The organism is Macromonas bipunctata (assembly GCF_002837135.1).
GTDB lineage: Bacteria > Pseudomonadota > Gammaproteobacteria > Burkholderiales > Burkholderiaceae_C > Macromonas_A > Macromonas_A bipunctata.
The window spans coordinates 23,796-34,688 of sequence record NZ_NWBQ01000037.1; the positions used below are offsets into that span (position 1 = coordinate 23,796).

Consider the following 10,893-nt stretch of genomic DNA (forward strand, 5'->3'; position numbering starts at 1 on the left):
AATCAGAGTCGGGGCAGCGCCACCCATTGCCCGGCCAGCGGGTGGATGGCGATGCGGTGGTCGAACACGTGCTCCAGCGCACGGTGGGCGGTGGGTGCGTCACAGGGGCCGTGGTGCAAGACGCAGCCTTGCTGGAGGATGAGAACGTCGTCGGCGTGCAGCGCCACCGAGATTTCGTGCAACACGCTGATCACGGTGGTGCCCGTCTGCACCAGTTGGCGCACCAGCGCCAGCCAGTCGGTTTGGTGCGGTGGGTCGAGGTTGGCCAGTGGTTCGTCCATCAGCAGCACCGGCGCTTGCACCGCCAAAGCACGGGCCAGCAGCACGCGCTGGCGTTCGCCCCCGGACAGCGCCCCCAGCGGGCGTTGTCGCCAATCCCAGGCCTGGGTGGTGCGCAAGGCGTGTTCCACGGCGGCGTGGTCGGCAGCGCTGGGCGCGGACAACCAAGGCTGGTGCGGCAGCCGCCCCAGCATCGCCACGTCGTAGGCGGTCAGGTCGTCGGCAGCGCTTTCATTTTGGCCCAGCCACGACAACGCACGCGCACGCTCAGCGCGCGACCACGCCGACAACGGCTTGCCCAAAAAACCCACCCGACCACTGGCGGGCAGCAACCCCGCCAGCACCTTGAGCAAGGTGGATTTGCCCGCGCCGTTGGGGCCGACGATGCTGGTCCAGCGCCCTGCCGCCAAGTTCAGTGTCAGCCCCTGCAAGATGGGCTTGCCACCCATGTAAGCGCACACGTTCTCCAGTGCAAAAGCCTCGGTCATGCGCCCCCCCTTACCGCCGACAAGCCGCCCGTGCGGCGGTGCATCAGCCACAACAGATAACCCCCACCCAACACAGCGGTCAAAATACCCACGGGCAACTCCTGCGGTGCCAGCAGGCCACGGGCCAGCAAATCGGCACTGGTGAGCAACACCCCGCCCGTCAAGCTGGCCAGCAGCATCAGCCGCCGGTGCGCCACTTTGACGATGGCCCGCACCAGATGCGGTGCCGCCAGCCCGACAAACGCGATCAAGCCCGTCTGTGCCACAGCGGTGCCGGTGGCCAGTGCCAGCACAGCCACCAAAGCGGCGCGCAACGGCCCCAGTGGCAGCCCCAGGCTGATGGCGGTGGCCTCGCCCAAACTCAAGCCATCCAGCACGCGGGCCAGTGACCAAGCCACCAGCGCGCACAGGCACCAAACGCCAAACATCAGCGCCCACGATGTCCACCCCACAAAGCCGGTGGAACCCAGCATGAAGGCTTGCATGGCTTGCAATGAATCGGGCGAGAACAGCAGCAGCAACGAGGTCATGGCCCCCAGCACCACACCCACCACCACCCCGGCCAGCAACAGCCGCAAGGTGTGGCCCACACCGCGCGCCAGCGCCAACGTCAACAGCACCGCCAACACGGCCCCGGCAAAAGCGGCCCCGGTCAGGCCCAGCCGCACCCACACGTTGCTGGAAAACAACCCCACGGCCACGGCACCGTTCATCATGCTGCCGCCCCCGACCATACCCGCCCCACCGCCAATAGCGGCCAACGCCGCCGCCACGCCCAAGGATGCCCCCGAGGCGCTGCCCAGCAGGTATGGGTCGGCCAGCGGGTTGCGGAACAGCCCTTGCGCCACCGCCCCCGCCAGCCCCAGCAACGCGCCAGCCGCCCACGCACCCAAGGTACGGGGCAAGCGGATTTCCCACACAATTTGTTGCACCATCGCGCGTTCCGCCGGATCGGCGTGCGGGTCGAGCCAGATGCGCCACAGGTTTTCAAAGCCGGTGCTGCCCACGCACACACCCAACGCCAGCAACAGCAGCGCCGCCAAGAGCAAAGCCCATAACCAACCGGTAGCGCGTGATGCCGCCATCAGGAACGTGCTCCACCCGCCTTGGCCGTGGGGGCTTTGTCGGCCAGGCAACGCGCCATCAGCCGTGCGGCCTCGGCCATGCGTGGGCCAGGGCGCACCAGCACATCGGATTCTTGCGCCGGGAACACACAGACACGCCCCTCGCGCACCGCGCGGATGCTGTGCCAGCCTGGACGCTGCGCCAGACCCTCGGCGTTGCGCTCGCCCACCATGATGACATCCGGGTTGGCGCGCACGATGTATTCCGGGTTCAGCTTAGGGAACGGGCCCAGCGTGGCGGGCAAAATGTTTTGTGCGCCCAAGCGCGCCAGCGTCTCCCCGATGAAGGAGCTGGCCCCAGCCCCGTACGGGCCCCGGTTAACCTCGAAATACACCCGCGTCTGGCGCACATGGGCGGGCAAAGATTGCGCCGCCGCCGACACGCCAGCGTCGATGTGGCGCCAGACCTGTTGCGCGTCACGCACGCCCAGCAAGGTGCCCACCTTGTCCAGCACGCGCCGCACGTCGGCGTGCGTTTTGGGTTCCAGCGCCAGCACGGGTATGCCCAGCGCCAGCAAGCGGTCGCTGGCACGCGACGAGGTGGCGGCCAGCACCACATCGGGGCGCAACGCGACAATCGCCTCAATGTTCGGGTCCAGTCCACCCCCAACGCGGGGCAGTGTGACAATCTGCGCGGGCCAGGTGGAATAGCGGTCTACCCCCACCAAGCGGTGGCATTGGTCGAGCTGGCAGACCATCTCGGTCAGCGACGGCAACAGGCTCACGATGCGCTGCGGTGGCCGGTTCAGACGCAATGGACGGCCACGGTCGTCTTGCAACTGCACCGACGACACCGCAGGCGTTGCCACTGGCTGAACGGGGCTGGGCTGCGCTGATGCTGGCCCCGCAACCACCGCCATCCATGCCCAAGCCAGACACCAACGGCTCAACATGGTTGCGCCTCCTGTTTCAATGTCAATGGCAGGCCAGCGGCCATCAGCGTCACGCGCTGGCAGGTAGCGGCCACGGCCTGGTTCAACTGGCCCAGCGCATCGACAAAAGCGCGCACCTCGCGCCCCAGTGGAATCACGCCCAAGCCGATTTCGTTGCCCACCAACACCACCGGGCCGGGCGCGTGGGCAATGGCATGCAGCAGTTGTTCTATCGCCACCTGCAACGCGACAGGATCGTCCCCACTGCCCTGGGCGGGCATCAAGCGGTTGGTGAGCCACAGGGTCAGGCAATCCACCACCAGCAAGGTGTGGGGCGTGCTGTGCTGCGTCAGGGCCTGGGCCAAGTGCAGCGGTTCTTCTGCCGTGCGCATACAGGGCACGCGCTGCGCGCGGTCGGCTTGGTGGCGGGCGATGCGTTGGCGCATCTCGTCGTCCCACGGCTGGGCAGTGGCCACCAGCACCGCATCGTGCGCACTGCTGCGTGCCAGCCAAGCCGCGGCCAACTGTTCAGCGCGGCGCGATTTGCCGCTTTTCTGGCCGCCCAAAATCAGCTCGCTGCGGGCGATGGACAGCGGCGCGGTACTTGCCTCGGTAAGAGATAGCGAATGGGTTGGATGGGTCATGCCGTGCGCTCTTGGGTATCTGCCGCGTCCGGCACGCTGTTGGCTTCAGGAAAGACGTTGGGCAACAACAGGCTGGCTGCTGCCACCGGACTGGACGGGAACCACGCATGAAAATAGCTCGCGCGCAGCGAGCCGATTTGGTACACCACCTCGCCCGCGTCCATCACAGGTAGGGTGTCGGGGCGGGAGGTACGCGCCAGCACCGGCGCAGTGCTGCTGGCACTGGAGTAATGGAAGGTGTGGCCGCGCAAGGTGCCTGCGGGCAACGCCAGCTGTTGCGGCCCCAGCCCGGTCAATTTGGTCTGCATGGTGACACGGCCCGGCAACAGACCCCACATCGGGTGGATGCTGCCATCTTTTTGCACCAGCGCCTCAAACAGCAGCATCATGCCGCCGCATTCGGCCCACACGGGGCGGCCTGCGGCCACGTGGGCGCGCAGGCTGTCGCGCAAGGGGGTGTTGGCACCGATGGCCTCGGCGTGCAGTTCGGGGTAGCCGCCGGGCAACCAGACGGCATCACAGGCGGGCAAGGTGGCATCGGACAACACCGAGAAAAACACCACCTTGGCCCCCAACTGGTGCAAGGTATCAAGGTTGGCCTGGTAAATGAAACACAACGCCGCGTCGCGTGCCACCGCCACGGTCTTGCCCGCCAGCAGAGGCGGCACTTCGGGGCAAGACGCGGGGGCAGCAAACGGCACAGCCCAGCGTTGCCAGTCGGCGGGTACCATCTGGCCCAAGGGGGTGGACAGCAGCGCATCGGCGGCAGCGTCCAAGCGGGCCAGTGCATCGGGCAGTTCGGTGGCCACGGTCAGGCCCAGGTGGCGCTCCGGCAGGGTCAACGCCGGGTTGCGCAGTAGCGCGCCCAGCCAATGTTGCGGATCGGGGATGCCTGCCGCCAGCATGTTGGCGTGGCGTTCACTGGCGACGCGGTTGGCCAACACACCCGCCCACGGCAGGCCGGGGCGGTAGTGCTGCAAACCAAACGCCAACGCACCAAACGTCCCCGCCATGGCCGACGCATCGATCACGGCCAGCACCGGCAGGCCAAAACACTGCGCCAGATCGGCCGCGCTGGGTTCGCCGTCAAACAGCCCCATCACCCCTTCCACCAGAATCACATCGGCTTCTTGCGCTGCCGCGTGCAGGCGGGCACGGATGTCGGTTTCTCCCGTCATCCACAGATCGATCTGGTACACGGGCGCACCGCTGGCCAACTGGTGCCAGTAGGGATCCAGAAAATCCGGCCCGCACTTGAACACCCGTACCCGCTGCCCCTGCCGGGTCAGCAAGCGTGCCAGCGCGGCGGTGATGGTGGTCTTGCCTTGGCCCGAAGCGGGCGCGGCAATCAGCAAGGCGGGGCAAGTGGGCGTGGTGGTCATGGTGTCGGGCGATGGGGCTGGGATGGCTGACGCTTACTTGGGCTGCCAGCGCACACCCGCGTACAGCGTGCGTCCGGCGGTGGCGTAGCCTTGCGCTTGCTCGTAGGCCTTGTCGCCCAGGTTGTCGGCGCGCAGTTGCAACGTCCAGTCGCGGCTCAAGGGCTGGCTGGCGCTGAGGTTGAGTACCCCATAGCCCCCCAGACGCTTGGTGTTCTTGGCATCGTCAAAGCGGTGTGCCACCAGTTGCGCCTCGGCACCCAGCGTCCACTGTTGCCAGCGGGTGTCCAGCCCGGCCTTGGCCTGGCGTTGTGCCCGGCGCGCCAGTTGCAAGCCCGTGTCGCGGTTTTTCGGATCCATCCAATCGAAGGAACCATGCAGCCGCACCGCGCCCAGCGGGTACGCCCCCGCCAGCGTGACACCGGCATAGCTGGCACGCCCGGTGTTCTCGTAGCAACCAAATGCGCTGGCACAGGTGCCTGCCGCACCAAAGTTGATCAAGTTGGAGACGCGGTTGCGGTACGCCACCACGCTCCAGCTGCGGCCCTGCCACGCATGCTTGAGGCCCAGTTCCAGGTTGTGCGAGGTTTCGGGCCGCAAACCCGCAAAGCCGTAGGCGCTGAAACGCTGGTACAGCGTGGGCACCCGAAACGCCGTGCCCGCGCCCGCCGTGGCGCGCAACCCCGGTGCCAGACGGTAAGCGTAGGCCGCGCTGCCCGTGCTCTTGCCACCGAATTCGCTGTCGTCGTCGTGGCGCAGGTTGAGTTGCAGCGTGTGGTCGCCTGCGTTCCAGCCGTAGCCCAGCGCCAGCCCGTTCTGGGCCCGCTCGGTCTGCTGCGGCGTGGTGCTGGCGTTGCCCAGCGCGTCCTCGCGCCGTTCCACATCGACCGAGAAACGGTGTGCGCCCGCGTGCCACGTGTTGCCCCACCAGTAGTTGGTGATCTCGGTGTCGGTGCGGTAGGGGCTGGGGGCGGTTTCGTAGCGGTCCTTGCTTTGGCTGACCCGCACTTGTGTGCCGTAATGTTCGTTCCAGCGCGCCGACCAGTTCAACCCCAGCACCTGCAAGTGGCTGGCGGTGCGGTCGGTGTCGGTCTTGGAGCCAAAATTGTCGTAATCGCCATCAACCTCGTTGCGCAAGGCGGTGAGTTCCAGCCGCTGCCCGTTGGCAACTGCCCAGCCTACACGGGCCGAAAACGCGGTGCTGTCGTAGCCATCCTCGTCCATCGGGCCTGTCACGGGTTTGGCGTTGAAGCCATCGGAACGCTCGCGCGTCACACCCAACGCGTAATCGACCGCGCCACTGGCCCCGCTTAAAGCCACATCCAACTGGCGTGTACCGTGCGACCCCATGCCCAACGCCACCGACGGCGCAAAGCCTGCTTCACCTTTGCGGGTGATGATTTGAATGACCCCGCCAATGGCGTCGGAGCCGTACACCGCCGCCGCTGGGCCGCGCAGCACTTCCACGCGCTCAATTTGCGACAACGGGATCGCGTTCCAGCTGGCCCCACCGCTGCCGGATTGGGTATCGACGCGCACACCATCGATCAGCACCGCCGTAAAGCGCGTCTCAGCACCGCGCACATACACGCTGGTGGTGGCCGCCGGGCCGCCGTTGCGGGTGATGGAAATGCCGGGCAAACGGTCCAGCACATCGGCCAGGCCGGTGGCACCACTGCGGGCTATGGTGTCCCGGTCGATGATGGACACATCGGCCACCACATCGCTCAAAGGTTGTTCGGTGCGGGTGGCGGTGACCACCGTTTCGGACAGCGCCGTGGCCGCAGGAGAAACGGAAGAAGATTGGGCCCAGACGGGCACGGACACAGCAGCGCCAATACCGGCGGCCAATGGCAACGCCGCCCACAACGGGGAGCGCACAACAGATGTTTTCATGACAAAAGGACAGACACGCAGCCCTCACCGCCTTCCCCGACAGTGCATGGGCGTTACAGCGGCGCGCCAGCGCGCACCACCCCCTTGTTGGCCGGTATCCGGGCTGACGGAGACAACCTGCATCGCCTTCCCAGACGCGCAAACGCGCCCAGTGGCTGGGAGACACAAGCGGGGCATTGCCAACAGCAACACCCGTCCGCTTACCGTTGCGGGGGCAGCGCTGGTTAGAAAACGGCCCGACAAGGCCAGGTTTTCCTCCAGCTTCCCGTTGAACTGCAGCGCACAGAAACCGCGCCGCGAGCACCAACAGCGCAGATTCTAGCCGCAGCGGGCCTACACCGGGCTGACGCCCACCCGCAGCGCCAGCCCCTACAATGTGCGCCAAATGGCCGCCCAGACTTACATCGATCAAATCAGCGAGCGTGTGGAGCGCCTGTTGCAGCGTCACGCCGACCTGCAGCAGCGCAACGCCGCCTTGGAGCAACAACTGCAGCGCGTCACGCAGGAGCGCGACCGGCTGCAGCAGCAGGCCCAGCAGGCCAGCGTGCGGCTTGAGGCCCTGCTGCGCCGCCTGCCCGCCGCAAGCGCCGGAGACGCCGCGCCATGAACGCCGCCACGGCCGCGCCGCACCGGCAACTCACGGTCTACATCATGGGCCAGACCTACGTGCTGGCCTGCCCGCCCGACGGCGAAGCCGCACTGCAGCAGGCGGTGCAGCGCGTGGACCGTGTGATGTGCAGCATCCAGGACGCGGGCCGCATACGCACGCGCGACCGCATCAGCGTGCTGGCCGCCATCAACCTGGCGTTCGAGCTGACGCAGGCCGAGGCCGCCGGGCGCGAAGCCAGCCGCCTGGCCGCGCAGCAGCTGCAGACCGAGGCACAGCTGCAAGCCCTGCTGGCACGCCTGGACGCCGCGCTGGCCAGCTGAGTGCCGCGCGCGGCGCTACAATGGGCGCGTCTGCCACAGCCGCCGGGCTTTATATTTCCTTGAACCAATGCTCTTTGAGCCCGGGCTTGGTACATTGCGCAGTGGGTGCGATCGTCTCGCGTCAGACGAACCCGAAGCTGCGTTGCCCTCGCCCACCTGAACCCCCGGTTCAGGATGACGGCCCGGCCCTGGTGGCAGACACCCTCATTCCTGTTGCGTCAATTGACGCTTCACGCCGCCGGGCTGCGATTGCACCCGGCGTTGTTGTTTCTGCCCTGCCCTGCCTTGTTTTTTTAGGAGCCCTTCAAGCCATGCTGGAACCTGTGTTGATGCTGCAACTGGCGGCGCTGGGGCTGTGTACGGGTTTTCTGGCGGGGCTGCTGGGCATAGGCGGCGGCATGGTGCTGGTGCCGTTCGTGGCCGCCATCGTGGCCGAGCGCGGCGTGGCGCCCGACCTGGCGATCAAGATGGCCATTGCCACCGCCATGTCCACCATCGTGTTCACATCCATCTCCAGCGTGCGCGCGCACCACAAGCGCGGCGCGGTGCGCTGGGATCTGGTGGTGCGGCTCGCACCCGGCATTGTGCTGGGCGCGGCGGTGGCCAGCCTGGGCATCTTCTCGGTGCTCAAGGGCAGCTGGCTGGCGCTGGTGTTTGCCGGGTTTGTGGGGTTTTCGGCCACGCAGATGCTGCTGGACAAGAAGCCGGCCCCCACGCGCACCCTGCCCGGCACGCCGGGGCTGCTGGGCGCGGGCGGCGTGATCGGGATGCTGTCGGGGCTGGTGGGCGCGGGCGGTGGCTTCATCAGCGTGCCGTTCATGACGTGGTGCAACGTGGCCATCCACAACGCGGTGGCCACCAGCGCAGCACTGGGCTTTCCGATTGCGCTGGCCAACACGGTGGGCTTTGTGCTGGCGGGCCAGGGCGTGGCGGGCCTGCCCGATGGCGCGCTGGGTTATGTGTACCTGCCCGCGCTGGGCGTGATTGCCTGTGCCAGCGTGCTGATGGCGCCCGTGGGCGTGCGCGCGGCGCACGCGCTGCCGGTCAAGCCGCTCAAGCGCGTTTTTGCGGGCATTCTGTACCTGCTGGCGGCCTACATGCTGTACCAGGGCCTCAAGGCCTAGAAAAAGCGCAAAAAAACCGAACCGCTTCCCGTAAAGCCCCGCCTTTGCGATTAGCATGCCAAGTCCGTGCCTGTGGCCCTGCTGCGGGTGCGGCATGTCTCAACCTTACAAGGATTTTCAACATGGCCACTACCGCAAAAAAAGCCCCCGCCGCCGCGCCTGCCGCCAAGCGCGCTCCCAGCGCCGCTTTCATGAAGCCGTTGACCCCCAGCGCACAGCTGGCCGCCATCGTGGGCAAGGATCCGCTGCCGCGCACCGAAGTGACCAAAAAGGCCTAGGCCTACATCAAGGAACACAACCTGCAGGACAGCGCCGACAAGCGCATGATCAACGCCGACGCCAAGCTCAAGGAAATCTTCCAGAAGCCGCAAGTGTCGATGTTTGAGATGACCAAGCTGCTCAACCAGCACTTGTCCTAAGCCAGACACCACGTCTGCCCTGCATTGGCAAACCGACCTTGCGTCGGTTTTTTTGTGCCTGCGTGCTGCGGCTGCGAACGCCCGGACGTCAGGGTTGTGGCGGCGTGTGGGGTCGGGGGGGCTGGAAGCCGCCCAGGTCGCCCAGGTCGAATTCCAGCGGCGGCAGGTCCAGCGTGGCGCCCTCGGCCGGGCGGGGGGCTGAATCCGGGCCAAGAGTGGGGCTGGGTGTGACTGCAGGTGCAGATTCTCCGGCAGAGGGTGCTGCCGGGGCGGCCACGGGTGCGCGGCCTGCGTTGCTGCTCATGGGGGTGAAGTCCAGGTCCAGCATGGGCAGTCCGGGGCCGGTGGCCAAGGCGGGGCTGGGCGCGACGGTGGGTGAGGCCGTCGGGGCTGGGGTGCTCTCGAATTCGTGCACGCTGAGCCAGTCGGACATCTGGATCGCCTCGGGCTGCGCCAGCGCGTCGGGCACAGCCAAGGGGGCTGCAGCGCTGGCCGGTGGCGCGATGAAAGGCGCTTCGGTGTCCCTGGGCGCGGCAAAGGCCTGTGCGTCGATGACGGGCAGCGCGGGCATGGCCGCGAGTGTGCTGGTGGCCGCTTCGGGCGGTGTGACGTTGTCGTTGTCGTGCTGAAGCTGGGCGTGGATCTGGCACAACCACAGGGCGTCTTCCAGGCTGCGCAGGGTGCGCACTTGCAGCGTGTGGGGCTCGAGCAGGGCTGCGCCCAATGCCTGCAGCGCAGCGGGGCCAGGCCACAGCGGCGCGAGTTGCTGCAGGAAGGCGGTGTCGTCCTCCAGCCCGGCGGCGTTGCGCCCGGCCGCCGTGGGCAGCGCGGTGCCGTAATGGTGCTGGTACACGTCCTGGGCCTGCGTGCGTGCCACGTCGTCCTGGGCGATGGCGGCCAGCTCTGCCCACCACAGGTAGGGCAGCTCGCTGGCCAGCGGGTGCTGTTCGATGAACTGGGCCAGCAGCTCCATGGCGTCGCTGTCCTGGCCCAGGCCTTCCAGGAAGGCGATCTTGTCGGCCAGGTGCAGCAACTCCTCCAGCGTGATGGCCACGCGCTGCGGCGCGGGCGGCGCGGTGGGGGCTGCAGGGGTGGCGGGTGGCGGCGTGGGGGTGCTGCCGGGTGCGGCGGCGGCCGACAAGGGGGGCAGTTCGGTGTTGTCCTCGCTGTCTTCCAGCACTTCCAGCCCGCTGACGGCGGTCAGGCCGTGGGGGGGAGCGTCGGGCAGCGGGGTGGGTGCGGGGGTTGGGGCGCTGCGGGCGTCGTCGTCGCTGGCGGAGGTGGTTTTCTGGCCTGGCATCCACCAGGGTGCGGGTGCGCTGCTGGCGGTGGCGGGTTGGCGGCGGCGCCAGACCAGCACCAAGGCCCCGGCCAGCACCGCCACCAGTCCGGACAGGCCATACAGCAGCAGCGTGTTTGAGCCTGCGGCACCTGGGCTGTTTTGCGCCTGCGCCAGCTGGGCGTTGACGAGCTCCATCGAGCGGCGCAGCTGGGCCTGCTCCTCGCGCAGGCGTTGCAGCTGGCGCTGGAGCTGGGCCGCGTCGGTGCCACCGCCATCGGTGGCGGGTGCATCGGGCACGGGCGGGCTGCCAGGGTCGGCCGGTGTTGGCTGGGACGTGGCCGCCGGGGTGGTGGGCAGCGTCAGCGGGTCAAGCTGGAGCCGCCCGCCGTCCGCGCTGGGCGGGGCGGGCAGCTCGGGCAGGGCGTCGGGCACGTTGGGGCGCACGCCGTCGTTATC

Annotated in this window: 10 protein-coding genes, 1 pseudogene and 1 riboswitch; of the genes and pseudogenes, 4 read left to right on the plus strand and 7 right to left on the minus strand. The window is 67.7% G+C overall.

From position 1 onward, the window contains the following. Positions 1–2 precede the first annotated feature (2 nt). The 6 genes from CON76_RS05830 to CON76_RS05855 are packed head-to-tail and all read right to left on the minus strand — an operon-like array spanning position 3 to position 6,682. The gene (locus CON76_RS05830; RefSeq protein ID WP_101102436.1) at positions 3–767 is read right to left on the minus strand and encodes an ABC transporter ATP-binding protein; all 765 of its coding nucleotides are present in this window, start codon (positions 765–767) and stop codon (positions 3–5) included. Beyond that, on the minus strand, positions 764–1,852 hold the full coding sequence (locus CON76_RS05835; RefSeq protein WP_101102437.1) for a FecCD family ABC transporter permease: 1,089 nt from the start codon (positions 1,850–1,852) through the stop codon (positions 764–766). The genes CON76_RS05830 and CON76_RS05835 overlap by 4 nt, the downstream gene beginning before the upstream one ends. Further along, the gene (locus CON76_RS05840; protein ID WP_420812917.1) at positions 1,852–2,784 is read right to left on the minus strand and encodes an ABC transporter substrate-binding protein; all 933 of its coding nucleotides are present in this window, start codon (positions 2,782–2,784) and stop codon (positions 1,852–1,854) included. The genes CON76_RS05835 and CON76_RS05840 overlap by 1 nt, the downstream gene beginning before the upstream one ends. Next, a complete protein-coding gene (gene cobU / locus CON76_RS05845) occupies positions 2,778–3,407 on the minus strand; it encodes a bifunctional adenosylcobinamide kinase/adenosylcobinamide-phosphate guanylyltransferase (protein WP_101102439.1) in 630 nt (209 codons plus the stop codon). The genes CON76_RS05840 and cobU overlap by 7 nt, the downstream gene beginning before the upstream one ends. Further along, positions 3,404–4,789 (minus strand): cobyrinic acid a,c-diamide synthase CobB, encoded by a 1,386-nt coding sequence (locus CON76_RS05850; protein ID WP_101102440.1) that lies wholly within the window; start codon positions 4,787–4,789, stop codon positions 3,404–3,406. Before CON76_RS05850 ends, cobU begins: the two co-directional genes overlap by 4 nt. A 33-nt stretch (positions 4,790–4,822) precedes the next feature. Then, positions 4,823–6,682 carry a TonB-dependent receptor domain-containing protein gene (locus tag CON76_RS05855; RefSeq protein ID WP_101102441.1) on the minus strand — a complete coding sequence of 620 codons (1,860 nt, stop codon included), beginning with the start codon at positions 6,680–6,682 and terminating at the stop codon, positions 4,823–4,825. Positions 6,683–6,754: 72 nt separating this feature from the next. Next, positions 6,755–7,005, minus strand: a riboswitch (cobalamin riboswitch). 62 nt (positions 7,006–7,067) lie between these two features. Here CON76_RS05855 and CON76_RS05860 point away from each other — a divergent pair. The 4 genes and pseudogenes from CON76_RS05860 (at position 7,068) to CON76_RS05875 (ending at position 9,155) form a co-directional block, all read left to right on the plus strand. Next, complete coding sequence (locus CON76_RS05860) at positions 7,068–7,289, plus strand: DUF904 domain-containing protein (RefSeq protein ID WP_101102442.1); 222 nt, start codon at positions 7,068–7,070, stop codon at positions 7,287–7,289. Further along, a complete protein-coding gene (locus CON76_RS05865) occupies positions 7,286–7,612 on the plus strand; it encodes a cell division protein ZapA (RefSeq protein WP_101102443.1) in 327 nt (108 codons plus the stop codon). The genes CON76_RS05860 and CON76_RS05865 overlap by 4 nt, the downstream gene beginning before the upstream one ends. Positions 7,613–7,923: 311 nt before the next feature. Further along, a complete protein-coding gene (locus CON76_RS05870; protein WP_101102444.1) occupies positions 7,924–8,736 on the plus strand; it encodes a sulfite exporter TauE/SafE family protein in 813 nt (270 codons plus the stop codon). Positions 8,737–8,858: 122 nt separating this feature from the next. Further along, positions 8,859–9,155, plus strand: a pseudogene (locus CON76_RS05875) (SWIB/MDM2 domain-containing protein). A gap of 88 nt (positions 9,156–9,243) precedes the next feature. Here CON76_RS05875 and CON76_RS13065 read toward each other — a convergent pair. Further along, positions 9,244–10,893 (minus strand): hypothetical protein (locus CON76_RS13065; protein WP_420812918.1); only part of this gene is annotated, 1,650 nt, incomplete at its 5' end.

What these genes read in the sequence shown, in the direction of transcription:
- CON76_RS05840 (WP_420812917.1), bottom strand. Translation starts at nt 2,784, where the DNA reads ATGTTGAGCCGTTGGTGTCTGGCTTGGGCATGGATGGCGGTGGTTGCG.
- CON76_RS05865 (WP_101102443.1), top strand. Translation starts at nt 7,286, where the DNA reads ATGAACGCCGCCACGGCCGCGCCGCACCGGCAACTCACGGTCTACATC.
- CON76_RS05860 (WP_101102442.1), top strand. Translation starts at nt 7,068, where the DNA reads ATGGCCGCCCAGACTTACATCGATCAAATCAGCGAGCGTGTGGAGCGC.
- CON76_RS05855 (WP_101102441.1), bottom strand. Translation starts at nt 6,682, where the DNA reads ATGAAAACATCTGTTGTGCGCTCCCCGTTGTGGGCGGCGTTGCCATTG.
- CON76_RS05835 (WP_101102437.1), bottom strand. Translation starts at nt 1,852, where the DNA reads ATGGCGGCATCACGCGCTACCGGTTGGTTATGGGCTTTGCTCTTGGCG.
- CON76_RS05830 (WP_101102436.1), bottom strand. Translation starts at nt 767, where the DNA reads ATGACCGAGGCTTTTGCACTGGAGAACGTGTGCGCTTACATGGGTGGC.
- cobU (WP_101102439.1), bottom strand. Translation starts at nt 3,407, where the DNA reads ATGACCCATCCAACCCATTCGCTATCTCTTACCGAGGCAAGTACCGCG.
- CON76_RS05870 (WP_101102444.1), top strand. Translation starts at nt 7,924, where the DNA reads ATGCTGGAACCTGTGTTGATGCTGCAACTGGCGGCGCTGGGGCTGTGT.
- CON76_RS05850 (WP_101102440.1), bottom strand. Translation starts at nt 4,789, where the DNA reads ATGACCACCACGCCCACTTGCCCCGCCTTGCTGATTGCCGCGCCCGCT.